The organism is Pseudomonas wadenswilerensis, from assembly GCF_024749185.1.
Taxonomy (GTDB): domain Bacteria; phylum Pseudomonadota; class Gammaproteobacteria; order Pseudomonadales; family Pseudomonadaceae; genus Aquipseudomonas; species Aquipseudomonas wadenswilerensis.
In genome coordinates, this window is sequence record NZ_CP087191.1 from 48,090 (window position 1) to 71,398 (window position 23,309).

Here is a 23,309-nt window from a genome sequence, read left to right on the forward strand (position 1 = left end):
GCCCCGTGTACTGTATATAAAAACAGTATTCGGGGTTTTTCATGTTCAATCCTCAAGGACCGGTGCGGGGTCGTGGCACCGCGAGCAATCCCCATAACCGCTTCGCCCCGAATCGCTCGGTGGCCGAGGATGACGGTTGGTACCAGGAAGTGCCCCTGACCCAGGGCACCGAAGTACGCATCGAAACCGCCAAGAGCATCATCACCCGCAACAACTCGCCCGACCTGCCTTTTGATCGTGCGATCAACCCTTATCGCGGCTGCGAGCATGGCTGTATCTACTGCTATGCGCGGCCCAGCCATGCCTATTGGGACCTGTCGCCGGGGCTGGACTTCGAAACCAAGCTGATTGCCAAGACCAACGCCGCCGCCGTGCTCGAACAGCAATTGAGCAAGCCGGGCTATGTGTGCGCGCCGATCAACCTGGGCTCCAACACCGACCCCTACCAGCCCATCGAACGCGAGCAAAAGCTGACTCGCCGACTGCTGGAAGTGCTGCTGCGTTATCGCCATCCGGTCACCATTGTCACCAAAGGCTCGTTGATCCTGCGTGACCTTGACCTGCTTGCCGAACTGGCCCAGCAGCGTCTGGTGCAGGTGATGATCAGCCTGACCACGCTGGACGACGAACTAAAACGCACCCTGGAGCCACGGGCAGCAGCACCCAAGGCACGGCTGCGGGCAATCCGGGTGCTCACTGAGGCTGGTGTTCCGGTGGGGGTGTTGTGCTCGCCGATGATCCCGATGATCAACGACAGCGAGCTTGAGCACTTGCTCGAGGCGGCCAAGGCCAACGGCGCCCTGAGCGCGGCCTACATGATGTTGCGCCTGCCGCTGGAGGTCGCGCCGCTGTTCGAGCAATGGCTGCAGGACCATTACCCGCAACGGGCCAATCATGTCCTGAGCTTGATCCGCCAGAGTCGCGGTGGTGAGTTGTACGACAGCCGCTTCGGTGCGCGCATGCGCGGCGAAGGGGTATTTGCCGAGTTGCTGGCGCAACGCTTCAGCAAGGCGATCCGCCGCCTGGGGCTGAACCGGCGCGAAGGCTACGCGCTTGATTGCAGTGCGTTTTGCCCCCCTGGCGGGCAGATGTCACTGCTCTGATTTCAATAATGGGTATTGGCCATTAATGTTTTTTTGATATTATCCTGGCAACTCTTTGAATCTCTGGAACGCCCGTACTAGAGCCTCGCAATTCAGTTTGAGTTAAGTTTCGCCGAGTAGCGTAGGAATTCAGCCAGCAACTGATGTGATTGTTGGCGCGCGTATTTCATCCAACTGTCATACGCCGTTTGAATCATCAACCCGGTAAAATGGACTTAACCTAAAACCGTCAAAGAGGATGAATCATGCCCGTCAAGGACCCATCCAAGGCCGTCCCGGAAACCCCCACCGAGAGCGCCGATGCCGCCCTGAAGCATATCGTCGACGGCTTTCTGCGGTTCCATCACGACGTTTTTCCCGAGCAGCAGGAGCTGTTCAAGAAACTCGCCACCGCGCAAAAGCCCCGTGCGATGTTCATCACCTGTGCCGACTCGCGCATCGTGCCCGAGTTGATTACCCAGAGCTCCCCTGGCGACCTTTTCGTGACCCGCAACGTCGGTAACGTCGTGCCACCTTACGGGCAAATGAACGGCGGCGTATCCACCGCCATCGAATACGCTGTGCTGGCCCTGGGCGTGCACCACATCATTGTCTGCGGTCACTCCGATTGTGGCGCCATGCGCGCGGTGCTCAACCCCCAGAGCCTGGAGAAGATGCCGACGGTCAAAGCCTGGCTGCGCCATGCCGAGGTCGCCCGCACGGTGGTCGAAGACAACTGCTCCTGTGGCAGCGAGCATGAAAGCATGCAGGTGCTGACCAAGGAAAACGTCATCGCCCAGTTGCACCACTTGCGCACCCACCCGTCAGTGGCCTCGCGCCTGGCGGCTGGCCAGCTGTTTATCCACGGCTGGATCTACGACATCGAAACCAGCCAGATCGAAGCCTACGACGCGGCAAGCGACAGCTTCCTGCCCCTTGCCCAAGGTCAGCCGATCCCCTGCGCAACACCCAGAGGACGCTACTAAGCGTTCCAGACACCCCCGCGAATAGCTGATTGACGGCCGCACCCGCCTGGTGCGGCCTGGTCATCGGCTGCCTTGAATTTCCCTGACTGCCTTGCCGGCGCCCGCTGGCGGTGTGTGCCTGCGCGTGTGTCAGGGGTTGTGCCAGCGGCCATTGGAATGGCCATGAAACGTGAGAGAAGGAGAGACAGGGTGAACAAGACACAAGTGAAAGCGGCTTTGCCGCGTGAATTGCTGGCCTCGGTGGTGGTGTTCCTGGTCGCCCTGCCCTTGTGCATGGGCATCGCCATTGCCTCGGGCATGCCGCCGGCCAAGGGCCTGATCACCGGGATAATCGGCGGTATCGTCGTCGGTTGGCTGGCCGGCTCGCCGTTGCAGGTCAGCGGTCCGGCAGCCGGCCTGGCGGTGCTGGTGTTCGAACTGGTGCGCCAGCATGGCGTGGCGATGCTCGGTCCGATCCTGCTGTTGGCCGGCCTGCTGCAACTGCTCGCCGGGCGTTTGCGCCTGGGCTGCTGGTTTCGGGTCACGGCGCCGGCGGTGGTGTACGGCATGCTCGCCGGTATCGGCGTGCTGATCGTGTTGTCCCAAGTGCATGTGATGTTCGACAGTGCACCCCAACCCTCGGGCCTGGCCAACCTGCTGGGCTTTCCGGCAACCCTGACTCAGGCACTGCCGTTGGAAAGCCGGGGCAATGGCTGGCAGGCCGGTGCGCTCGGGCTTGGCACCATCGCCATCATGTGGGGTTGGGAGCGCTTGCGCCCGCAGTCGCTGCGCTTCGTTCCGGGGGCCTTGCTTGGCGTGGCCTTGATGACTGCAATCAGCATCTGGCTGGCGTTGCCAGTGAACCGCGTCGAAGTGCCGGCGAACCTGAGCGAAGCCATCGACTGGCTGCGCCCGACTGACCTGCTCAACCTCGCCGACCCGAACCTGCTGGTCGCCGCCTTCGCCCTGGCCTTTATAGCCAGTGCCGAAACCCTGCTCTCTGCTGCCGCTGTCGATCGCATGCATAACGGCCAGCGTTCGGACTTTGACCGTGAACTGTCGGCGCAGGGGCTGGGCAACATGCTCTGTGGGGTACTCGGTGCGTTGCCGATGACCGGGGTAATCGTGCGCAGCTCGGCCAACGTCCAGGCCGGCGCGCAGACGCGCCTGTCGGCGATCCTGCACGGGGTCTGGTTGCTGGCCTTCGTGGTGGTGTTGAGCCGCGTGCTGCAGCAGATTCCGGTGGCGAGCCTGGCCGGTGTGCTGGTCTACACCGGGGTCAAGCTGGTCGACTTCAAGGCCTTTCGCGGGCTCGGGCGCTATGGACGCATGCCGATGTTGACCTATGCCGCAACTGCGCTGGCAATCATCTTCACCGACCTGCTGACCGGCGTGTTGCTCGGTTTTGCCCTGACCTTGCTGAAGCTGGCGCTCAAGGCCGCACGCCTGAAAATCAGCGTGGTCAGTCTTGATCAACCGGGCCATCTGGAACTGCGCCTGAGCGGCGCGGCGACCTTTCTCAAGGTGCCCGCGCTGGCCCAGGTGCTTGAAGGCATTCCGCCCGGGACCACCCTGCATGTGCCACTGGCCAACCTCAGTTACATCGACCACTCCTGCCTGGAGCTGCTCGAGGACTGGGGGCGGGCCAACGCCGGCAAGGGTTCGCGGTTGCTGATCGAGCAGCGACGACTCAAGCGCCGGGTCGAGGGGCGAGTGCGCACGACGGCGGGGTTGGGGGCCTGATCTGGATTCAGCGGTGTTGCCATCGCTGGCAATGCCAGCTCCCACACCCCGCTCGGGCTCTGCACTGAACCGGTGGGAGCCGGCCTTGCCGGCGATGCTGGCGCATCAACCTCAAGCGGATTGATCCAGCTCCAGGCCCACACCCAACTGCCGCGACAGGCATGGCCAGCGCTTCCAGGCTTCGCCAGTGTCCGGGCTGCTGAGCTTGTCGCGGTACTGTTCGACTGACTCCAGGGCAAAGCTCTGGTCATTGAGCATCTCATCCACCGAGTGGTGCACCACTTCATCCAGCTGGTTGGCAAAGTCTTCACCAATCAGTTGATGGGCGATCAGGTTGGCCACGGTGGTGTCCAGCGGGATCAGCGGCTGGTTGAAGTGCTTGATGTACAGATCGTTAACTTCTTCCACCAGGCGGTGGGCCAGGTAGGCCTCATCCAGCAGGCAGCCCAGGCCCAGGTGGGTATTGGTGATGGTGGGCGGTTGCAGGAAATACTGTTCGGCGATTTTCAGCACCGGTTTGATCTGCGACTCGATGCCGGCTTCGCGGGCAACGTCATTGGCCGCTTCCAGCAGTTCCGGAACCTGATCGATATAAGCGCCGACGAAGCGCGCCAGGGCGCCTTGGGCATCGGCCTCTGGCAAATGGATTGAAGGATGCAGGTGGGGCAGCTGTTTTTCGAGTTGCTCTTTCAGTTGGCCGGTTTCGGTCTCATGTTGACGGGCACGGGTGATCTGCTCGCGCAAAGCGGCGATGTTCATGACAACTCCAGGGTAAAGGCGTGACAAACGGAAGACATAAGGTAGCTCGGTTCTGAAAATGGCTAAGACGCATTTGGCATAACCATTAACAACTTAATATTCGCCAATTATATCGAAATGCCATCATTGTGCCCCAGGCCAGGTAATTCGCGGCTTTGCGCGCAAACGTTCAACTTCTTCTGATGTTTTCCCTGCGCGCGTTGCGAGGCCGGGGTCGCTGTCTATACTCCGGTTTGAAAGTGATTCGCTGATGAGGCCCGACTGCAGTTCGCAGGGGCTCGGTCGTCGAAGTTCGCAGTCTTGGCCGCCGTACCCTTAGCCGTAGGTCCACGCCTCCGGGATAACAAGAACGATAAGGGGAACCCGCAATGATGCGACATCCACATGTCTGGATGGGCCTCCTGTTGTGGTCGGTATTCGGTCAGGCGCACGCCGCCTGGACCGTGAACATGGCGCCAGGGGCGACTGAAGTCAGCAACGCAGTGTTCGACCTGCACATGACCATCTTCTGGATCTGCGTGATCATCGGTCTGGTGGTCTTTGGCGCAATGTTCTGGTCGATGATCATCCACCGTCGTTCCACCGGCCAGCAGCCTGCGCATTTTCACGAGCACACCTGGGTCGAGATCATGTGGACGGTAGTGCCGTTCCTGATCCTGGTGGCCATGGCCATCCCGGCGACCAAGACCCTGATCGATATCTACGACGCCAGCGAATCGGACGTCGACATCCAGGTCACCGGTTACCAGTGGAAGTGGCATTACAAATACCTGGGCCAGGACGTCGAGTTCTTCAGCAACCTGGCCACCCCCGCCGAGCAGATCCACAACAAAGCCCCCAAGGATGAGCACTACCTGCTCGAAGTCGATCAGCCGCTGGTGCTGCCGGTGGGGGCCAAGGTGCGCTTTCTGGTGACCGCCGCCGACGTTATCCATTCCTGGTGGGTGCCGGCCTTTGCGGTCAAGCGTGACGCCATCCCCGGCTTCGTCAACGAAGCCTGGGCCCGGATCGAGAAGCCCGGCATCTACCGCGGCCAATGTACCGAATTGTGCGGCAAGGACCATGGCTTCATGCCGGTGGTGGTCGAGGTCAAGTCCAAGGCCGACTACGACACCTGGCTCGGCGAGCGCAAGGCCGAAGCGGCCAAGCTCAAGGAGCTGACCAGCAAGGAATGGACCCTGCAAGAGCTGGTCGAGCGCGGCGACAAGGTCTACCACACCACCTGCGTGGCCTGTCACCAGGCCGAAGGCCAGGGCCTGCCACCGATGTTCCCGGCGCTCAAGGGATCGAAGATTGCCACCGGGCCGAAGGAAGATCACCTGAGCATCGTCTTCCACGGCAAGCCGGGCACGTCCATGGCCGCCTTCGGCAAGCAGCTCTCGGAAGTCGATATCGCCGCCGTGGTGACCTACGAACGTAACGCCTGGGGCAACAACAAGGGCGACATGGTCACGCCAAAAGACGTGCTGGCGATCAAACAGGCAGAAAGCAAATGAGCCGGGTTGACGCGTATCCGCGCCCCAGCCACCGGACTGCAGGAGACAGGACATGAGCGCAGTGATCGACGACCACAGCCACGGTCATGAGCACGCCCACGGGCCGGCCAAGGGCCTGATGCGCTGGGTGCTGACCACCAACCACAAGGACATCGGCACCATGTACCTGTGGTTCAGTTTCATGATGTTCCTGCTGGGTGGCTCGTTCGCCATGGTCATCCGCGCCGAACTGTTCCAGCCTGGCCTGCAGATCGTCCAGCCGGAATTCTTCAACCAGATGACCACCATGCACGGCCTGGTGATGGTCTTCGGTGCGGTGATGCCGGCCTTCGTCGGCCTGGCCAACTGGATGATCCCGCTGATGATCGGCGCGCCCGACATGGCCCTGCCGCGGATGAACAACTTCAGCTTCTGGCTGTTGCCGGCAGCTTTCCTGCTGCTGGTCTCGACCCTGTTCATGCCCGGCGGCGGGCCGAACTTCGGCTGGACCTTCTACGCCCCCCTATCGACCACCTATGCGCCGGAAAGCGTGACCTTCTTCATCTTCGCCATCCACTTGATGGGCATCAGCTCGATCATGGGCGCGATCAACGTTATCGCTACCATCCTCAACCTGCGTGCCCCGGGCATGACCCTGATGAAAATGCCGCTGTTCGTCTGGACCTGGCTGATCACCGCCTTCCTGCTGATTGCGGTGATGCCGGTGCTGGCGGGTGTAGTGACCATGATGCTGATGGACATCCACTTCGGCACCAGCTTCTTCAGCGCCGCCGGCGGCGGTGACCCGGTGCTGTTCCAGCATGTGTTCTGGTTCTTCGGCCACCCCGAGGTGTACATCATGATCCTGCCGGCCTTCGGCGCGGTCAGCTCGATCATCCCGGCGTTCTCGCGCAAGCCGCTGTTTGGCTACACCTCGATGGTCTACGCCACCGGGGCGATCGCCTTCCTGTCGTTTATCGTCTGGGCCCACCATATGTTCGTGGTCGGCATCCCGGTGGTCGGCGAGTTGTTCTTCATGTATGCCACCATGCTGATCGCGGTGCCCACCGGGGTAAAGGTGTTCAACTGGGTCAGCACCATGTGGGAAGGCTCGCTGACCTTCGAGACACCGATGCTGTTTGCCATCGCCTTCGTCATCCTCTTCACCATCGGTGGCTTTTCCGGGCTGATGCTGGCGATCGCCCCGGCGGACTTCCAGTACCACGACACCTACTTCGTGGTTGCTCACTTCCACTATGTGCTGGTGCCCGGTGCGATCTTCGGCATCTTCGCCTCGGCCTATTACTGGCTGCCGAAGTGGACCGGGCATATGTACGACGAAACCCTGGGCAAGCTGCACTTCTGGTTGTCGTTCGTGGGCATGAACATGGCCTTCTTCCCCATGCACTTCGTGGGCCTGGCCGGCATGCCGCGCAGGATTCCGGACTACAACCTGCAGTTCGCCGACTTCAACATGATCTCGTCAATCGGCGCCTTTACCTTCGGTGCCACGCAGATATTCTTCCTGTTCATCGTCATCAAGTGCATTCGCGGCGGCGCCCCGGCGCCGGCCAAACCCTGGGATGGCGCCGAAGGGCTGGAATGGTCGGTACCGTCACCGGCGCCCTATCACACCTTCCAGACTCCTCCGGAAGTGAAATGAACGGCTCCGGCCCGAGGATGCAGCCATGAGTGAAGGGACCTCGCTCAAACGCCTGGTTTGGCGGCTGATGCTGCTGACCGTGGTGATGTTCGCTTTCGGTTTTGCCTTGGTGCCGATCTACGATGTGATGTGCAAGGCCTTTGGCATCAATGGCAAGACCGGCGGGCAGTACGAAGGCACCCAGGTCAGCGACCCCAACCGTACGGTGAAGGTGCAGTTCATGTCGACCAACGCCAGCGACATGGTCTGGGACTTTTATTCCACCGCCGACCAGATCGACGTCAACCCGGGGGCGGTCAACCAGATGGTGTTCATCGCCCGCAACCCGACCGACAAACCCATGAGCGCCCAGGCCATTCCCAGTATTACTCCGGCCGAGGCGGCGGCGTATTTCCACAAGACCGAATGCTTCTGCTTTACCCAGCAGGTGCTGCAGCCGGGTGAGCGCATCGAAATGCCGGTGCGCTTCATCGTCGACCGCGACCTGCCCAAGGATGTGAAACACCTGACACTGGCTTACACGCTGTTCGATATCACCGCTCGCCACCCGCCGGTTGCACACCTGGCGGACCCGGTTGCACAGGGCGCCCGATAAGGAGAACACCAAGATGGCTTCCCATGAGCACTATTACGTCCCGGCGCAAAGCAAGTGGCCGATCATTGCCACGGTCGGCATGTTCATCACGGTGTTCGGCCTGGGCACCTGGTTCAATGACCTGAAGGCCGGGCGGCCGGAATCCCACGGGCCGTGGATCTTCTTCTTCGGTGCCCTGTGCCTGGCCTACATGCTGTTCGGCTGGTTCGGCGCGGTGGTCAAGGAAAGCCGCGCCGGGCTCTACAGCCCGCAGCTGGACCGCTCGTTCCGCTGGGGCATGTCGTGGTTCATTTTCTCCGAGGTGATGTTCTTCATCGCCTTTTTCGGTGCGCTGTTCTATGTGCGCAACCTGGCCGGGCCCTGGCTCGGTGGCGATGGTGCCAAGGGTGTGACCCACATGCTCTGGCCGAACTTCGAATTCGCCTGGCCGTTGCTCAATACCCCAGACCCGAAACTGTTCCCGCCGCCCAAGGACATCATCGACCCCTGGCACCTGCCGCTGATCAACACCATCCTGCTGGTCAGCTCCAGTGTCACCGTGACCATCGCCCACCATGCCCTGCGCAAGAACCACCGCGGGCCGCTGAAGGCCTGGCTGGCGCTGACCATCCTGCTCGGCCTGGGCTTCCTGGTGCTGCAGGCTTACGAGTATCACGAGGCCTATACCGAACTGGGGCTGACCCTGGGCTCGGGCATCTATGGCGCCACCTTCTTCATGCTCACGGGGTTCCATGGTGCCCACGTGACCATGGGTACCTTGATCCTGTTCGTGATGCTGGTGCGGATCATGCGCGGGCACTTCAACGCCGACAAACACTTCGGTTTCGAGGCGGCCAGCTGGTACTGGCACTTCGTCGATGTGGTCTGGGTGGGGCTGTTTATCTTTGTTTATGTGCTGTAGCCGGGTTCAGAACGGCGCGTGGGACACCAACTGGCCGCTATAGAAACCCCAGGTCACCAGGGCCAGGGTCAAGGCGGCCAGGGTGACGCGAACAGTCAGGGCTTTAAGCAGGCGAGTCGACTGCCCGTCGTCCTTGACCAGAAAGAACAGGCCGCTGAACAGGCTGGCGATGGTCGCCAACAGCATCAGGACAATCGCGGCTTTCAGCATGGCGAAACTCCGGGGGGATGCAGTGATGAGTACAAGTATAGCGACTGACCTTTCGAGGGCCCGGTGACGCGCTTTCGCCCCGGCATCGTGCCGACCCTGGTGGTGCTGTTGCTGCTGCCGGGGTTGATTGCGCTCGGCTGCTGGCAGCTCGGGCGTGCCGAGCAGAAACGCCAGCTGCTGCAGGCCTACGCCGAGCGTAGTGCCGGCGACGCGGTAGGCAGTGCGCAGTTGCTGCAGATCGATGATCCGGCATATCGCCGGGTGCACCTGTATGGCCGTTTTGATGGTCAGCACAGCCTGTTGCTGGATAACCGCATGCGCGATGGCCAGGTCGGCGTCGAGCTGCTGCAACCCTTTCTCGACCAGGCCAGCGGCCTGTGGCTGTTGATCAATCGCGGCTGGTTGCCCTGGCCGGACCGGCGCATACCCGTGCAGTTCAGCACGCCTGATCAGCCTTTGAGCCTGGACGCCTCGGTGTATGTCGCCCCGGGCGCCACCTTTCAATTGCAGGCCGACCCGGCAGGCGGCAGCTGGCCGCGGCTGATCACCGCCATCGACGCCAGCATGCTGTGGCCGCTGTTGGGCCGCGATGGTTTCGCCCACGAATTGCGCCTGGAACCGGGCCCGGCCAGCTACCGGCTGGACTGGCCGGTAGTCGCTCTGGGCCCGGAAAAACACCTGGGTTACGCCGTGCAGTGGTTTGCCCTGGCGTTGGCCCTGGGGCTGCTCTACCTCTATTTCGGCTGGCATAACAACAAGGAGAAACAGCATGGGAGCCGTCACAAGTCCACTCAACATGTCTGAAGGCAAGGTCCCGCGCAGTCGTGCGCGCGGGCGGCTGCAGCTGCTGCTGATCCTGCTGGTGGTACTCGGCCCGATGATCCTTGCCACCAGCATGTACAAACTCAAGTTCTGGGTGCCCGACAGCCGTAGCTACCACGGGGAAATGATCGGCAACGGCCAGACCCGCACCGACCTGGGGGTGAGCGCTGACGAAGGGCGCTGGCAACTGCTGGTGAGTACGCCCAAGGATTGCGCACTGGACTGCCAGCAACTGGTGTACCTGGCCCGGCAGATCCAGATCGGCCTGGGCCGCGATGCCAGCCGCGCCAGCCATGCCCTGGCCGCCGCCCAGCCATTGGCCAGCGACTACCAGGCCAAGCTGGACCGCGAGTACCCGCAACTGCAGCGTTACTCCCTGGACCTGTCGCGCTACGGCGCGGTCAGCCAGGGCAAACAGGATGCCCAGCTGTGGATCATCGACCCGCACGGCAACCTGGTGCTGCGCTACGACGCCAGGGTCAAGGGCAAGGACTTGCTCAACGACCTGCGCCACCTGCTGAAGCTGTCCAACATCGGGTAGGACATCGCCATGGCCAGACCAGGATTTCGCCTCGCCGTCTTCGCCACCCTGCTGGCACTGGTTGTCGTGTTGCTCGGTGCCTATACCCGCCTGACCCACGCCGGCCTGGGTTGCCCGGACTGGCCGGGCTGCTATGGCTTTATCAGCGTGCCCAAGACCGAAGCGCAACTGGCCCACGCCGAGCTGCACTTCCCCGACACTCCGGTGGAGGCGCACAAGGGCCGCAACGAAATGGTCCATCGCTACTTTGCCGGCACCCTGGCGCTGGTGATCACGCTGCTGGCCATGCAGGCCTGGCGCCGTCATGGCCGCGATGGCCAGCCTTATCGCCTGCCCCTGCTGTTGCTCGGCGTGGTGTTCGCCCAGGCGGCCTTCGGCATGTGGACGGTGACCCTCAAGCTCTGGCCGCAGGTGGTTACGGCACATCTATTGGGCGGCTTTGCCACCTTGAGCCTGTTGTTCCTGCTCAGCCTGCGCCTGTCGCGGGCCTTTGCACCCTTGCCCAAGCTGCCTTTGAGCGTGCGCCGGGTGGCGGCGCTGGGCTTGCTGGTGGTGATCGGCCAGATCGCCCTGGGTGGCTGGGTCAGCGCCAACTACGCGGCAGTGGCCTGTATTGACCTGCCGACCTGCCATGGCCAGTGGTGGCCGCAGGCCGATTTTGCCAACGGCTTTCACCTCACCCAGCACATCGGCCCCAATTACCTCGGCGGCCAGCTCGACAGCGATGCGCGCACGGCGATTCACATGAGTCACCGCCTGGGTGCCTTGCTGGTGACCGCAGTCATGCTGACCCTGAGCTGGAAGCTGCATCGCCATGGCTTGAGCAGGCTGGCAGGGTTGGTGCTGGTGGCGCTGGCAGTGCAGGTGACCTTGGGGGTCAGCAACGTGCTGTTCCACCTGCCGCTGGCTGTGGCCGTGGCGCACAACGCCGGTGGCGCCATGTTGTTGCTGAGCATGGTGCTGGTCAATTACCGCATTCGCCTGGTTGCCCAGGCCAAAGTTCGTCGGGTCAGCCAGGGCTGGCGCCTGACCCCGCTGGCTAGCGGCGGAGTCGTTCATTATCTGGGAGATAACTCATGGCGACGCTTCTGAGCGAGCGCAGGCTGCAAGCAGGTTGGCGTGATTACCTGGAGCTGACCAAACCCAAGGTGGTGGTGCTGATGCTGATCACCTCGCTGGTCGGTATGTTCCTCGCCACCCGCGCCGGGGTTCCGTGGACCATCCTGTTGTTCGGCAACCTTGGCATCGCCTGCTGCGCCGGCGGTGCTGCGGTGGTCAACCATGTGGTGGACCGGCGTATCGACGCGCTGATGGCGCGTACGCATAAACGCCCGATTGCCGAAGGCCGAGTGGCACCGGCGGCGGCACTGGCCTTTGCCCTGCTGCTGGCGACAATGGGCATGGCCCTGCTGCTGGTCTTCACCAATGCCCTGACCGCCTGGCTGACCCTGGCCTCGCTGCTCGGCTACGCGGTGATCTACACCGGCTTTCTCAAGCGCGCCACGCCGCAGAACATCGTTATCGGCGGCCTGGCCGGCGCCGCCCCGCCACTGCTGGGCTGGGTGGCAATCAGCGGGCATATCAGCGCCGAGCCATTGCTGCTGGTGCTGATCATCTTCGCCTGGACGCCGCCGCACTTCTGGGCCTTGGCCATTCACCGCAAGGAGGAGTACGCCAAGGCTGATATTCCCATGCTGCCGGTGACCCACGGCGAACACTACACCAAGGTGCATATCCTGCTGTACACCCTGGTTTTGCTGGCGGTCAGCCTGCTGCCCTACGCCATCCACATGAGCGGCCCGTTGTACCTGGCCTGCGCCCTGGCCCTGGGCGGGCGCTTCCTGCAGTGGGCCTGGGTGTTGTACCGTGGCAGTCGGCCGCACGCGGCGATCAAGACCTTCAAGTACTCTATCTGGTACCTGTTGCTGCTGTTCATCGCGCTGCTTGTTGACCACTACCTACTGTTGAACCTATGACTCGAACCCAGAAAACCGTCTTTATTCTCGTTGCCCTGGTCGCCGTGATCCTCGGGCTTACCGTCAACAAGGTGCTCAATGGCCGCAGCGAGGGTAATCCTACCGAGCTGATCGATGCCGGCATCATCCTGCTGCCACAGAGCCGCACCGTGCCTGCCGTGGAGATGACCGACGAGCAGGGTCAGCCAGTGGTGATGGACGAGCTCAAGGGCAAGTGGTCGCTGCTGTTCTTCGGCTACACCTTCTGCCCGGACATTTGCCCGACCACCCTCGCCCAGCTGCGCCAGGTGAAAAGCGAGCTGCCCAAAGAGGCGGTAGACCGATTGCAGGTGGTGCTGGTCAGTGTCGACCCGAACCGCGACACCCCGGCACAGCTGAAGCAGTACCTGGGCTATTTCGACAAGGATTTTCGCGGGGTGACCGGCTCGCTGGAGAACATTCAGAAGCTGGCCAATGCGGTGAGCATTCCGTTCATTCCGGCCGATACCAGCAAGCCGAACTACACGGTTGATCACAGCGGCAACCTGGCACTGCTGGGGCCGGATGGCAAGCAGCGCGGGTTTATCCGGGCGCCGTTCAACAACCAGAAGCTGGTTGCGCAGTTGCCGGGATTGGTTAAGCGCGACTGAAAAGCATCGCTGGCAAGCCAGCTCCCACAAGGTCCGGCTTTGCACCTGAACCTGTGGGAGCTGGCTTGCCAGCGATGAGGGCGATGCGGCTTATCAGAACGCCGGCTTGACCGCGCCCTTGTACTTCTCTTCGATGAACTTCTTCACTTCCGGCGTGTGCAGGGCTGTTACCAGCTTCTTCACAGCGTCCGCGTCCTTGTTGTCTTCGCGGGTCACCAGGATGTTCACGTAAGGCGAATCGCTGCCTTCGATGACCAGCGCATCCTTCTCAGGGTTGAGCTTGGCTTCCAGCGCGTAGTTGGTGTTGATCAGCGCCAGGTCGACCTGGGTCAGCACGCGCGGGATGGTCGCGGCTTCCAGCTCACGGAATTTCAGGTTCTTGCTGTTCTCGGTGATGTCTTTGACGGTCGAGAGGATGTTCTTGTTGTCCTTGAGCTTGATCACACCGGCCTTGTCCAGCAGCAGCAAGGCACGACCGCCGTTGGTGGCATCGTTGGGGATGACCACGGTGGCAGTCGAAGGCAGCTCGTCGAGCTTCTTGTACTTGCTCGAGTAGGCGCCCAGTGGCTCCAGGTGCACGCCGGCAACGCTGACCAGATCAGTGCCCTTGGCCTTGTTGAACTCATCCAGGTACGGCTGGTGCTGGAAGAAGTTGGCGTCCAGGCGTTTCTCGGCGACCTGTACGTTCGGCTGGATGTAGTCGGTGAATACCTTCACCTTCAGCTCCACGCCTTCTTTGGCCAGGGCCGGTTTGACGAACTCGAGGATCTCGGCGTGCGGCACCGGGGTGGCGGCGACGGTCAGGGTCTCGGCCTGGGCCGAGAAAGCCGCGACGGCGGCGACAACAGCAAGCAGCTTTTTCATCAAATCACTCCTTGTGAGGGCCGATCCGGCCCCCGGTGCGTCGGCTAGTGCCGACCCATGGGGTTACTTACGGGAAAAATGCACAACCAGTTTGTCGCCCACGCTCTGCAGGACTTGAACCAGGACCAGCAGCAGAACCACGGTGACCACCATCACATCGGTCTGGAAACGTTGGTAACCGAAGCGGATCGCCAGGTCACCCAGGCCGCCAGCGCCCACTACACCGGCCATGGCGGTGTAGGACACCAGGGTAATGGCAGTGACGGTAATGGCCGCGAAGATGCCCGGGCGGGCCTCGGGCAGCAAGGCGTTCATGATGATCTGGCGGGTAGTGGCGCCCATCGACTGGGTGGCTTCGATGATGCCGCGGTCGACTTCACGCAGCGCTGTTTCCACCAGGCGGGCGAAGAACGGCGTGGCTCCAACCACCAGTGGCGGGATGGCCCCGGCGACGCCCAGCGAGGTGCCGGTGATCAGCACGGTGAAGGGGATCATCACGATCAGCAGGATGATGAACGGCAGCGAGCGCAGGATGTTCACCACCAGCGACAGCAGCGCGTACACGCCCTTCTGCTCGAACAGCTGGCGCGGGCCGCAGAGGAACAGCAGCACGCCCAGCGGCAGGCCGAGCAGCACGGTGAAGAACAGCGAGCCGAACAGCATGATCATGGTGTCGATGGTGGCCAGCCAGATTTCGGCCCAGTCGACGTTGGCAAAGAAACTCAAAGCGTCCATCAACGCAGTACCTCCATATGAACATCAGCCGCAGTGAAGCGGGCAAACGCCGCTTCCATGTCGCCGCCAGTGACGGCCAGGGTCAGCTGCCCATACGGGGTGTCCTTGATACGGTCGATGCGGCCAGCCAGGATGCTGTAGTCCACACCGGTTTCCCGGGCCACAGTGCCCAGCAGCGGCGCGTAGGTCGAGTCACCCTGGAAGGTCAGGCGCACGATGCGCCCTGGCACGTGGGCGAAGTCGTCGCGCTGTTCGCTCTCGTCGATCTGTTCATCTTCCTGGACAAAGCGCTTGGTGGTCGGGTGTTGCGGATGCAGGAACACATCGGCCACCGGGCCCTGCTCGACGATCTGCCCGGCGTCCATTACGGCCACGCGGTCGCAGACCCGGCGGATCACGTCCATTTCATGGGTGATCAGCACGATGGTCAGTTTCAATTCGCGGTTGATCTCGGCCAGCAACTGCAACACCGAAGCGGTGGTTTGCGGGTCAAGGGCGCTGGTGGCTTCGTCACACAGCAAAATCTTCGGTTTGGTAGCCAGGGCGCGGGCGATGCCGACGCGCTGCTTCTGGCCGCCGGAGAGCTGCGCCGGGTACTTTTTCGCGTGATCGGACAGGCCGACGCGGGCCAGCAGTTCGTTGACGCGGGTGTCGATTTCCTTGCGCGACAGCTCGCCGGCCAGGGTCAGTGGCAAGGCCACGTTGTCGGCGACAGTCTTGGAGGCCAGCAGGTTGAAGTGCTGGAAGATCATCCCGACTTGCTGGCGGAATCGGCGCAGATCGTTGGCGTTGAACGCAGTGACGTCTTCGCCGTCGACGATGATCTTGCCGCCGCTCGGCGCTTCCAGGCGGTTGATCAGGCGCAGCAGGGTACTTTTACCGGCACCGGAATGGCCGATCAGCCCGAACACCTGGCCGTCTTCGACGCTCAGGTTGGTCGGGTGCAGTGCGGGAATATCCCTACCGGCTACGCGGTAGGTTTTATGAACATTTTGAAACTCGATCACGTAGCGAACCTTGTGGGGCGCATGGGAATGGGGTCAGCGGTTAGCCGGGCGCGCATTTTAGCCTGTTCGTATAGAGGTTCTTAGCATTTATTTCGCAATTGACCAATGCTACTGGAATAACGCGATCAGTGGTCAATCCGAAGGAACGCCTGCACAAGCCATCAGTCCCTACTGAACAGGGCCCACCGTGGGGTCGAACCGCAGGACTGATTGAGTGAGGAGAGCACACTGATGCCCAGCAAGAAGAACCCGCCCAAGGAAAGCCAACTCGCCGGTACCCAGACCCCCGACCGGGCCAACACCAACGCCAAGCTGCAAAGCCTGGAGGTGTTTCGCAGTGACGCCACCGGCCAGGCCCTGCGCACTAATCAGGGGGTCAAGGTTGCCGACAACCAGAACACCCTCAAGGCTGGCGACCGTGGCCCGTCGCTGCTTGAAGACTTCATCATGCGTGAGAAGATCACGCATTTTGACCACGAGCGCATCCCTGAACGCATCGTGCATGCCCGCGGTACCGGGGCCCATGGTTACTTCCAGGCCTACGAATCTCATGCCGCCTTGACCAAGGCCGGCTTCCTGCAGGACCCGGAGAAAATTACCCCGGTGTTCGTGCGTTTTTCCACCGTTCAGGGCCCACGGGGTTCTGGTGATACCGTGCGTGATGTGCGCGGTTTTGCCGTCAAATTCTTTACCGATGAAGGCAACTTCGACCTGGTGGGCAACAACATGCCGGTGTTCTTCATTCAGGATGCCATCAAGTTTCCCGACTTCGTCCATGCGGTGAAGCCTGAGCCGCACAACGAAATTCCCACCGGAGGCTCGGCCCACGACACTTTCTGGGACTTCGTTTCGCTGGTGCCGGAGTCAGCGCACATGGTGATCTGGGCGATGTCCGACCGCGCCATTCCGAAAAGCCTGCGGACCATGCAGGGTTTCGGTGTGCACACCTTTCGACTGATCAATGCCGAAGGCAAGTCAAGCTTCGTCAAATTCCATTGGAAGCCCAAGGCTGGTGTATGTTCGCTGCTCTGGGACGAAGCGCAGAAGCTGGCGGGTAAAGATACCGACTACCACCGCCGCGACCTCTGGGAAGCGATCGAAACCGGCAATTACCCGGAATGGGAGTTCGGCGTGCAGATCGTTGCTGAAGAAGACGAGCACACGTTCGACTTCGACCTGCTCGACCCGACCAAGATCATCCCCGAAGAGCTGGTGCCGGTTACGCCGCTGGGCAAGATGGTGCTCAACCGCAACCCGGACAATTTCTTTGCCGAAACCGAACAGGTTGCCTTCTGCCCCGGGCATATCGTTCCCGGCATTGATTTTTCCAACGACCCGCTGCTGCAGGGCCGTTTGTTTTCCTACACCGATACCCAGATCAGCCGGCTCGGCGGGCCGAACTTCCACGAGATACCGATCAACCGCCCGCTGGCGCCCAACCACAACGGTCAGCGTGATGCATTGCACCGGACCACCGTGGACAAGGGCCGCACTTCCTATGAACCCAACTCGATCGACGGCGGTTGGCCCAAGGAGACCGCGCCAGCAGCCAGCGATGGTGGCTTCGAGTCGTACCCGGAACGCATCGAAGCGCACAAGGTGCGCCAGCGCAGCCCGTCGTTTGCCGACCACTTCTCCCAGGCACGGCTGTTCTTCCAGAGCATGAGCCCGACCGAGCAGGAACACATCGTCAGTGCCTACAGCTTCGAGCTGGGCAAGGTTGAGCGTGAGTTCATCCGCGCCCGCGAGGTCAACGAGATCCTCGCCAACATCGACCTCAAGCTGGCCGCGCGCGTGGCGGCGAACCTGGGCCTGCCGGCGCCGAAGAAAGGCACGGTGGATGTGCCTGCGCCAAGCCTCAAGGAGTCCCCTGCCCTGAGTCAGATGAACCTACTGGGCGAAGGCATCAAGGGCCGCAAGGTCGCAGTGCTGGTGGCCGATGGGGTGGATGCCGCCAGTGTCGATGGCCTGGTCAAGGCGCTGGAAGCCGAGAGCGCACAGATCAAGGTACTTGGCCCTACTTCGGCGCCGGTCAAGACCGCCCAGGGCAAGCCGTTGGCAGTGGATGCTTCGATGCAAGGCATGCCGTCGGTGGTTTTCGATGCAGTCTGGGTGCCGGGCGGCAAGGCCTCACTGCAGGCCCTGGCGGGTGATGGTGTAGCGGTGCACTTTCTGCTCGAAGCCTACAAGCACCTCAAGCCCATCGGCTTGGCCAGCGAGGCGCAAGCCGTGCTCGACAAACTGGGGCTCAAGGTCGACAGCGGTTTGCTGCTAGGCAACGATGACAAAGCTTACAAGGCCTTCATCACTGCAATCAGCAAGCATCGGGTGTGGGCGCGTGAGGCTGCAGCGAAAGCCATTCCGGCTTGAGGCAGGAACCGGGTGCCCGCCTGGGCACCCTTTTTGTTACGGGCGGCGCGGGATCAACACCGCCTGGGCAGGCTGATTGCGATGAATCTCGTGGCTTTGCTGCAAGGCAAATTCACTGTCGAGTTTTTTCACCCGTTTGCCCAGCAGGGTTTGCAGCCAGGGCGCATCCTGCTTACGCGGAACCTGGAACACCACCTCGCACTGGTAATTGACCACATCGGCGGCGATGTCATCCAGTTGTTTGCGCATTTCGCGAATATTCGTAGTTTTCAATGCAACGACCGTGTTGGGCGCGGTCGGGTCGATCAGTTTGGCGGCCGGGCGGGCTTCGGCGGCCTTCAGGGCAGCCTCGGCTTTATCGAGCTCGGCCTTGCGCGCCTGGGCGATAGCGCCGTTGACACCACCGGTCAGCGCTGGTGCCTTGGGCATCAGCGCGCGGGCGCGGGCCAATGCGGTGGCAGCCGCATTCACATCACCCTTTTGCAGGACGATCTGGCTGCGTTGCAGATAGGCTTCGGCCAGCTGACGCTGGTATTGCTCGATCCGGCTGTCATTTGGCGCTTGGCTTTGCAGGGTAGCGAGTTGATCTTCGGCAGTGGCCAGCTCGCTGCTGGCGATGCTTTGCTCCAGCTGCTGCCAGGCATCAGGCTGGGCAGGCACGGCGGCGTTGTCGGCCGGGGTGCTGGAGCACGCGGCGAGGATCAGCGAAAACGCGGCAAGGAGCAGATAACGGGAGGCGAACGGCTTCATTCCTGCGACTCTCTATTTGCGCAAAAAGCGAGCAAGTCTACACCCAGTCCGCAGACTCGAAAATAACTCTTCAGGACCCTGCGCGTTTTTAATGTCGCAGGGTGCAACCGCCGAGGCTGCACCCCACGCCTTCAGCGCCGGGGCAGTGCCAGGCTTAGCAAGAATAGCACTGCGGCGCAGACCACGATGGACGGCCCGGCCGGGGTGTCCTTGAACCACGATAGCGCTAGCCCTCCGCAAACCGCAGTCACCCCCAGCAGGCTGGCGCCCAGGGCCATCTGTTCCGGCGAGCGAGCGTGACGTTGCGCCGCAGCGGCGGGAATGATCAATAGCGAAGTGATCAGCAGCACGCCGACGATCTTCATCGCCACGGCGATCACTACCGCGATCAGCAGCATCAGCGCCAGGCGCAGCGCGGCGACAGGCAGGCCTTCGACCATGGCCAGTTCTTCATGCACGGTGACCGCCAGCAGCGGGCGCCACAGCACCACCAGCAACAGCAGCACTGCGGCGCTGCCGCCGAGAATCCAGGCCAGATCCCCCGGGCTGATGGCCAGCAGGTCGCCAAACAGGTAGGCCATGAGGTCGATGCGCACATCGTGCATGAAGCTCAGTACCACCAGGCCAAGGGAAAGCGTGCTGGGCGCAAGAATCCCCAGCAGGGTGTCCGAGGCCAGCGGCTGACGCTGTTGCAGGGTCACCAGCAGGATAGCCAGCAACAGACAGCCGACGGTTACCGCCAGGGCCGGGCTGACATCCAGCACAAAGCCCAGGGCGACGCCGAGCAGCGCGGCATGGGACAGGGTGTCGCCAAAATAGGCCATGCGCCGCCAGACCACGAAGGACCCCAGAGGGCCTGCGACCAGTGCCAGAGACAAACCTGCGAGCAGGGCGTAAAGCAGAAAATCAGCCATGCTTGCAGTGATCTCCGTGGACATGGCCGCCTTTGGCCGGGGTAACCACCGAGCCGTGCAGGTCGTGGGCGTGGTCGTGGTGGTGGTGATAGATCGCCAGACTCGGCGCGTTGCTGCCGAACAGCTCAACGAAAGCCGGGTCGCCGCTGACCTGCTCCGGATGGCCGGAACAGCAGACGTGACGGTTCAGGCAGACCACCTGGTCGGTGGTGCTCATGACCAGGTGCAGGTCGTGGGAAACCATCAGCACGCCGCAGCCATGACGGTCGCGCAGGCGGGTAATCAGGCTGTACAGCTCGGACTGGCCGGCGACGTCGACGCCTTGCACCGGTTCGTCGAGTACCAGCAGTTCAGGTTCGCGCAGCAACGCCCGGGCCAGCAATACACGCTGCATCTCACCGCCGGAAATGCCCTGGATCGGGCTGTCGATGACCTGTTCGGCGCCGACTTCCTTCAATGCCGACAGCGCCGCCGCGCGGTCAACGCCGGGTACCAGGCGCAAAAAACGCAGGACCGAAAGCGGCAAGGTGGCATCGACCTGAAGCTTTTGCGGCATGTAGCCGATGCGCAGCCGTGGCTTGCGCCAGACCTTGCCGGTATGCGGCTTGAGCAGGCCCAGCACGGCGCGCACCAAGGTGGTTTTGCCGGCACCATTGGGGCCGATCAGGGTGACGATCTGTCCGGGCTCCACGGCCAGGTCGATGCTGTCGAGTACCGCCTGGCCGGCGAAGCTCACGCCCACCTGTTCGAGGCGAATCAGCGCATTGCTCATCAGGCGCTCCGGCAGTTGCCGCACAGGCCAACCACTTCGACCGTCTGTGCTTCGACACTGAAACCGACCTCTTTGGCGCTGGCGACGATGGCGTCGCTGATGCTGCTTTGCTCAAGCTCGATGGCCACGTGGCATTCGCGGCAGATCAGGAACTGCCCCTGGTGCGCATGCTCGGGGTGACTGCAGCCGATAAAGGCGTTGAGCGAGGCAATGCGGTGCACCAGGCTGTTTTCCAGGAGGAAATCCAGCGCCCGGTACACGGTGGGCGGCGCCGCCCGGCGACCGTCCTGCTCGCTCAGCACGGCAAGGATGTCGTAGGCACCCAGCGGCTTGTGGCTCTGCCATACCAGCTCCAGCACGCGCCGGCGCAAGGCGGTCAGGCGCACACCCTGGCGTGCGCACAGCGCATCGGCCTCGGCCAGGGCGCTGTGCACGCAATGGGAGTGGTCGTGGGGGCGGTTGGCCAGCGGGGTTTTAGGCATGAGCGGCGACGGTTCTGATTGGAGACGTTATTATGTTACCTGTTTCAGCCCCTGTGAGTGGTCATCGTGTCCCGAATTTTTGCCCTTTTTGTCGCTTTTATCGCCACCTTGGCGATGGCCCAGGCACAGGCCGAAGTGCGTGTGCTGACCAGCATCAAGCCCCTGCAACAGATCGCTGCAGCGGTTCAGGACGGCGTCGGCACCCCTGAAGTGCTGCTGCCGCCAGGCGCCTCGCCGCACCATTACGCCCTGCGTCCTTCCGACGTACGGCGCGTGGGTGATGTCGAGTTGCTGTACTGGATCGGCCCGGACATGGAAGGCTTCCTGCCTCGTGTGCTCAAGACCCGCAGCAAGCCAAGCGTCGCCGTGCAGGACCTGCCTGGCCTGCACCTGCGCCACTTTGGCGAAGATAGCCACTCCCACGACGAAGATAGCCACTCCAACGACGAAGATGGCGACGATCATGATCACGATCACCGCCCCGGCAGCCTCGATGCGCACCTGTGGCTGTCGTCGGTCAACGCCCGGGTGATTGCGGCGAAGATGGCGGCTGACCTCAGCGTTGCCGACCCTGCCAACGCGGCGCGCTACCAGAGCAACCTCAAGGCCTTTGGCGAGCGCCTGGATACACTCGACCTGCGCCTGCAAAAGCGTATGGCGGGTATCAGCGGCAAACCGTTTTTTGTCTTCCATGAGGCTTTCGATTACTTCGAATCGGCCTATGGCCTGAAACACACCGGGGTGTTCAGCGTGGCTGCGCAAGTGCAGCCAGGTGCTCAGCACGTGGCGGCGATGCGCAAGCGTCTGCAGGAAGTGGGCAAGACCTGTGTGTTCAGCGAGCCGCCACTGCGGCCACGGCTGGCCGAAACGCTGACGGCGGGGCTGCCGGTGACCCTGGCTGAGCTGGATGCGCTGGGCGGGACCGCGCCAGCCAGTGCCCAGGGCTATGAGCAGTTGCTGGAGACGCTGGGGAATGATCTGGCGGGGTGCCTGGAGAAGTTGTGACGCCCTGATCGCGGGGCAAGCCCGCTCCGACCTATTGTAGGAGCGGGCTTGCCCCGCGATGTTTCACAACGCAAACGGCAAAGCGATTTCCACCTGCTGCCGCGCCGCCAGGCGCACTTCAAAGTCCGCCGGATCGTGAATCAGCACGTCCATCCCGGCAAACGACTCGGCAGCAATCAAGCGCGACAGCCAGAAGCGCACGCAGGCAATGCGCAACATCACCGGCCACAGGTTGGCCTCGGCCGAAGTGAACGGCCGCAGCGCCGCATAAGCCCCCAGCAACGCCCGCGCCCGCGGGCCGTCGATGAGCCCGGCATCATCGCAGCACCAGTCGTTCAGGGTGATCGCCAGGTCGTAGAGCATCGGCCCCGAGCAGGCGTTGTAGAAGTCGATCAGGCCGGTCAGGTGGGTGCCTTCGAACAGCACGTTGTCGCGGAACAGGTCGGCATGCAGGTTGGCCCGGGGCAGCGCCATGATCTGCGCCTTGTGCTCGCCCACCTCGTCCAGGCAAGCCTGCAGCAGCTGGCGTTGTCCGGCGTTCAGGCGCGGCATCAGTTCGGCGCCGGTTTCCAGCATCCAGTCCAGGCCGCGGTCGGTCTTGCGCTCCAGGACCTTGTCACGGGTGGCCAGGTGCAGGTGCCCGAGCAACTCGCCCACCTGCACGCAGTGCTGATTGTTGGCGGTCTTGATGTGTTTGCCCGGCAGCCGTGGCTGCAGCAGCGCAGGCTTGCCGGCCAGCTCTCGCAGGGCCACGCCGTCGTTGCCACGCAAGGCGTACGGTACCGGCAGATCGGCCTCATGCAGCACATCGAGCAGTTCGATGAAGAACGGCAGGTCCTGGATCGGCCCGCGTTCGACCAGCGTCAGCACGTACTCCCCTTGTTCCAGGCTGACAAAGAAGTTGCTGTTCTCGGTACCGGCGGCAATGCCCTGGAAGTCCCGCAGGCGGCCCAGGCCGTACGGCGCCAGAAAGGTTTCCAGCTCAGGCCGGGTCAGGGGGGTGAAGACTGACATGATCAAAAATTGCCCATACGGGCACTTCAGCAGGG

The 23,309-nt window shown here is 62.4% G+C and carries 24 protein-coding genes; 14 read left to right on the forward strand and 10 right to left on the reverse strand.

The annotated features are described in order from the left end of the window. Nucleotides 1–41: 41 nt before the first annotated feature. The 3 genes from LOY45_RS00245 to LOY45_RS00255 all read left to right on the forward strand — a co-directional run bounded on the left by LOY45_RS00245 (nt 42) and on the right by LOY45_RS00255 (nt 3,790). Nucleotides 42–1,103: a PA0069 family radical SAM protein gene (locus LOY45_RS00245; protein ID WP_115084484.1), complete on the forward strand. Its 1,062-nt coding sequence runs from the start codon at nt 42–44 to the stop codon at nt 1,101–1,103. A 245-nt stretch (nt 1,104–1,348) separates the two neighbouring features. Further along, entirely contained in the window at nt 1,349–2,068 is a 720-nt protein-coding gene (locus LOY45_RS00250) for a carbonic anhydrase (protein WP_115084482.1), read from the forward strand. Between the two features lie 162 nt (nt 2,069–2,230). Continuing rightward, nucleotides 2,231–3,790, forward strand: coding sequence for a SulP family inorganic anion transporter (locus tag LOY45_RS00255; RefSeq protein WP_258578609.1), 1,560 nt, complete (start codon nt 2,231–2,233; stop codon nt 3,788–3,790). A gap of 111 nt (nt 3,791–3,901) precedes the next feature. Here the strand turns inward: LOY45_RS00255 and LOY45_RS00260 are convergent, their stop codons facing one another. After that, nucleotides 3,902–4,549 (reverse strand): hypothetical protein, encoded by a 648-nt coding sequence (locus tag LOY45_RS00260; RefSeq protein WP_115084479.1) that lies wholly within the window; start codon nt 4,547–4,549, stop codon nt 3,902–3,904. Nucleotides 4,550–4,917: 368 nt separating this feature from the next. Between LOY45_RS00260 and coxB the strand changes: the two genes are divergently transcribed. From coxB to LOY45_RS00280, 4 genes are read left to right on the forward strand one after another with little or no spacing between them, the layout of a single operon-like run. Next, nucleotides 4,918–6,045 carry a cytochrome c oxidase subunit II gene (gene coxB / locus LOY45_RS00265; RefSeq protein WP_115084477.1) on the forward strand — a complete coding sequence of 376 codons (1,128 nt, stop codon included), beginning with the start codon at nt 4,918–4,920 and terminating at the stop codon, nt 6,043–6,045. A gap of 52 nt (nt 6,046–6,097) precedes the next feature. Continuing rightward, nucleotides 6,098–7,687 carry a cytochrome c oxidase subunit I gene (gene ctaD, locus LOY45_RS00270; protein ID WP_115084475.1) on the forward strand — a complete coding sequence of 530 codons (1,590 nt, stop codon included), beginning with the start codon at nt 6,098–6,100 and terminating at the stop codon, nt 7,685–7,687. Nucleotides 7,688–7,712: 25 nt separating this feature from the next. Beyond that, complete coding sequence (locus LOY45_RS00275; protein ID WP_115084473.1) at nt 7,713–8,282, forward strand: cytochrome c oxidase assembly protein; 570 nt, start codon at nt 7,713–7,715, stop codon at nt 8,280–8,282. Nucleotides 8,283–8,295: 13 nt separating this feature from the next. Next, nucleotides 8,296–9,183 (forward strand): cytochrome c oxidase subunit 3, encoded by an 888-nt coding sequence (locus tag LOY45_RS00280; protein ID WP_115084472.1) that lies wholly within the window; start codon nt 8,296–8,298, stop codon nt 9,181–9,183. Nucleotides 9,184–9,189: 6 nt separating this feature from the next. On the opposite strand, the gene LOY45_RS00285 is transcribed toward LOY45_RS00280, so the two are convergent. After that, on the reverse strand, nt 9,190–9,393 hold the full coding sequence (locus LOY45_RS00285) for a twin transmembrane helix small protein (protein ID WP_010222642.1): 204 nt from the start codon (nt 9,391–9,393) through the stop codon (nt 9,190–9,192). A gap of 63 nt (nt 9,394–9,456) precedes the next feature. On the opposite strand from LOY45_RS00285, the gene LOY45_RS00290 reads away from it, so the two are divergent. From LOY45_RS00290 to LOY45_RS00310, 5 genes are read left to right on the forward strand one after another with little or no spacing between them, the layout of a single operon-like run. Then, a complete protein-coding gene (locus LOY45_RS00290) occupies nt 9,457–10,197 on the forward strand; it encodes an SURF1 family protein (protein ID WP_134065310.1) in 741 nt (246 codons plus the stop codon). Further along, complete coding sequence (locus LOY45_RS00295; RefSeq protein ID WP_134065312.1) at nt 10,163–10,756, forward strand: hypothetical protein; 594 nt, start codon at nt 10,163–10,165, stop codon at nt 10,754–10,756. Before LOY45_RS00290 ends, LOY45_RS00295 begins: the two co-directional genes overlap by 35 nt. Nucleotides 10,757–10,765: 9 nt before the next feature. Beyond that, nucleotides 10,766–11,848 carry a COX15/CtaA family protein gene (locus tag LOY45_RS00300; RefSeq protein WP_258578610.1) on the forward strand — a complete coding sequence of 361 codons (1,083 nt, stop codon included), beginning with the start codon at nt 10,766–10,768 and terminating at the stop codon, nt 11,846–11,848. After that, on the forward strand, nt 11,833–12,732 hold the full coding sequence (cyoE, locus tag LOY45_RS00305; RefSeq protein ID WP_115084465.1) for a heme o synthase: 900 nt from the start codon (nt 11,833–11,835) through the stop codon (nt 12,730–12,732). The genes LOY45_RS00300 and cyoE overlap by 16 nt, the downstream gene beginning before the upstream one ends. Beyond that, nucleotides 12,729–13,361: an SCO family protein gene (locus LOY45_RS00310; protein ID WP_115084463.1), complete on the forward strand. Its 633-nt coding sequence runs from the start codon at nt 12,729–12,731 to the stop codon at nt 13,359–13,361. The genes cyoE and LOY45_RS00310 overlap by 4 nt, the downstream gene beginning before the upstream one ends. A gap of 93 nt (nt 13,362–13,454) precedes the next feature. Here LOY45_RS00310 and LOY45_RS00315 read toward each other — a convergent pair whose 3' ends face one another. The 3 genes from LOY45_RS00315 to LOY45_RS00325 form a co-directional block, all read right to left on the reverse strand. Continuing rightward, nucleotides 13,455–14,225, reverse strand: a complete 771-nt coding sequence (locus LOY45_RS00315; RefSeq protein WP_115084461.1) for a MetQ/NlpA family ABC transporter substrate-binding protein — start codon at nt 14,223–14,225, stop codon at nt 13,455–13,457. Nucleotides 14,226–14,288: 63 nt separating this feature from the next. Then, nucleotides 14,289–14,960: a methionine ABC transporter permease gene (locus tag LOY45_RS00320; protein ID WP_115084460.1), complete on the reverse strand. Its 672-nt coding sequence runs from the start codon at nt 14,958–14,960 to the stop codon at nt 14,289–14,291. Beyond that, nucleotides 14,960–15,967: a methionine ABC transporter ATP-binding protein gene (locus LOY45_RS00325; protein WP_115084458.1), complete on the reverse strand. Its 1,008-nt coding sequence runs from the start codon at nt 15,965–15,967 to the stop codon at nt 14,960–14,962. The genes LOY45_RS00320 and LOY45_RS00325 overlap by 1 nt, the downstream gene beginning before the upstream one ends. A gap of 231 nt (nt 15,968–16,198) precedes the next feature. On the opposite strand from LOY45_RS00325, the gene katE reads away from it, so the two are divergent. After that, on the forward strand, nt 16,199–18,337 hold the full coding sequence (katE, locus tag LOY45_RS00330; RefSeq protein ID WP_258578611.1) for a catalase HPII: 2,139 nt from the start codon (nt 16,199–16,201) through the stop codon (nt 18,335–18,337). 36 nt (nt 18,338–18,373) lie between these two features. Here katE and LOY45_RS00335 read toward each other — a convergent pair whose 3' ends face one another. From LOY45_RS00335 to zur, 4 genes are all read right to left on the reverse strand, one after another. After that, entirely contained in the window at nt 18,374–19,087 is a 714-nt protein-coding gene (locus LOY45_RS00335) for a PA5502 family lipoprotein (RefSeq protein ID WP_115084454.1), read from the reverse strand. 131 nt (nt 19,088–19,218) lie between these two features. Further along, a complete protein-coding gene (gene znuB, locus LOY45_RS00340; protein ID WP_115084452.1) occupies nt 19,219–20,001 on the reverse strand; it encodes a zinc ABC transporter permease subunit ZnuB in 783 nt (260 codons plus the stop codon). Beyond that, nucleotides 19,994–20,773 carry a zinc ABC transporter ATP-binding protein ZnuC gene (znuC, locus tag LOY45_RS00345; protein WP_115084451.1) on the reverse strand — a complete coding sequence of 260 codons (780 nt, stop codon included), beginning with the start codon at nt 20,771–20,773 and terminating at the stop codon, nt 19,994–19,996. The genes znuB and znuC overlap by 8 nt, the downstream gene beginning before the upstream one ends. Then, entirely contained in the window at nt 20,773–21,255 is a 483-nt protein-coding gene (zur, locus tag LOY45_RS00350; protein ID WP_115084449.1) for a zinc uptake transcriptional repressor Zur, read from the reverse strand. The genes znuC and zur overlap by 1 nt, the downstream gene beginning before the upstream one ends. Nucleotides 21,256–21,321: 66 nt before the next feature. Between zur and LOY45_RS00355 the strand changes: the two genes are divergently transcribed. Next, complete coding sequence (locus tag LOY45_RS00355; RefSeq protein WP_258578612.1) at nt 21,322–22,260, forward strand: zinc ABC transporter substrate-binding protein; 939 nt, start codon at nt 21,322–21,324, stop codon at nt 22,258–22,260. 63 nt (nt 22,261–22,323) lie between these two features. Here LOY45_RS00355 and LOY45_RS00360 read toward each other — a convergent pair whose 3' ends face one another. Then, complete coding sequence (locus LOY45_RS00360) at nt 22,324–23,274, reverse strand: homoserine kinase (protein WP_115084993.1); 951 nt, start codon at nt 23,272–23,274, stop codon at nt 22,324–22,326. Between the last annotated feature and the right edge of the window lie 35 nt (nt 23,275–23,309).

Coding starts and splice junctions, on each gene's coding strand:
- LOY45_RS00245 (WP_115084484.1), top strand. CDS start 42: ATGTTCAATCCTCAAGGACCGGTGCGGGGTCGTGGCACCGCGAGCAAT.
- LOY45_RS00250 (WP_115084482.1), top strand. CDS start 1,349: ATGCCCGTCAAGGACCCATCCAAGGCCGTCCCGGAAACCCCCACCGAG.
- LOY45_RS00255 (WP_258578609.1), top strand. CDS start 2,231: ATGAAACGTGAGAGAAGGAGAGACAGGGTGAACAAGACACAAGTGAAA.
- LOY45_RS00260 (WP_115084479.1), bottom strand. CDS start 4,549: ATGAACATCGCCGCTTTGCGCGAGCAGATCACCCGTGCCCGTCAACAT.
- coxB (WP_115084477.1), top strand. CDS start 4,918: ATGATGCGACATCCACATGTCTGGATGGGCCTCCTGTTGTGGTCGGTA.
- ctaD (WP_115084475.1), top strand. CDS start 6,098: ATGAGCGCAGTGATCGACGACCACAGCCACGGTCATGAGCACGCCCAC.
- LOY45_RS00275 (WP_115084473.1), top strand. CDS start 7,713: ATGAGTGAAGGGACCTCGCTCAAACGCCTGGTTTGGCGGCTGATGCTG.
- LOY45_RS00280 (WP_115084472.1), top strand. CDS start 8,296: ATGGCTTCCCATGAGCACTATTACGTCCCGGCGCAAAGCAAGTGGCCG.
- LOY45_RS00285 (WP_010222642.1), bottom strand. CDS start 9,393: ATGCTGAAAGCCGCGATTGTCCTGATGCTGTTGGCGACCATCGCCAGC.
- LOY45_RS00295 (WP_134065312.1), top strand. CDS start 10,163: ATGGGAGCCGTCACAAGTCCACTCAACATGTCTGAAGGCAAGGTCCCG.
- LOY45_RS00300 (WP_258578610.1), top strand. CDS start 10,766: ATGGCCAGACCAGGATTTCGCCTCGCCGTCTTCGCCACCCTGCTGGCA.
- cyoE (WP_115084465.1), top strand. CDS start 11,833: ATGGCGACGCTTCTGAGCGAGCGCAGGCTGCAAGCAGGTTGGCGTGAT.
- LOY45_RS00310 (WP_115084463.1), top strand. CDS start 12,729: ATGACTCGAACCCAGAAAACCGTCTTTATTCTCGTTGCCCTGGTCGCC.
- LOY45_RS00315 (WP_115084461.1), bottom strand. CDS start 14,225: ATGAAAAAGCTGCTTGCTGTTGTCGCCGCCGTCGCGGCTTTCTCGGCC.
- LOY45_RS00320 (WP_115084460.1), bottom strand. CDS start 14,960: ATGGACGCTTTGAGTTTCTTTGCCAACGTCGACTGGGCCGAAATCTGG.
- katE (WP_258578611.1), top strand. CDS start 16,199: ATGCCCAGCAAGAAGAACCCGCCCAAGGAAAGCCAACTCGCCGGTACC.
- LOY45_RS00335 (WP_115084454.1), bottom strand. CDS start 19,087: ATGAAGCCGTTCGCCTCCCGTTATCTGCTCCTTGCCGCGTTTTCGCTG.
- znuB (WP_115084452.1), bottom strand. CDS start 20,001: ATGGCTGATTTTCTGCTTTACGCCCTGCTCGCAGGTTTGTCTCTGGCA.
- znuC (WP_115084451.1), bottom strand. CDS start 20,773: ATGAGCAATGCGCTGATTCGCCTCGAACAGGTGGGCGTGAGCTTCGCC.
- zur (WP_115084449.1), bottom strand. CDS start 21,255: ATGCCTAAAACCCCGCTGGCCAACCGCCCCCACGACCACTCCCATTGC.
- LOY45_RS00360 (WP_115084993.1), bottom strand. CDS start 23,274: ATGTCAGTCTTCACCCCCCTGACCCGGCCTGAGCTGGAAACCTTTCTG.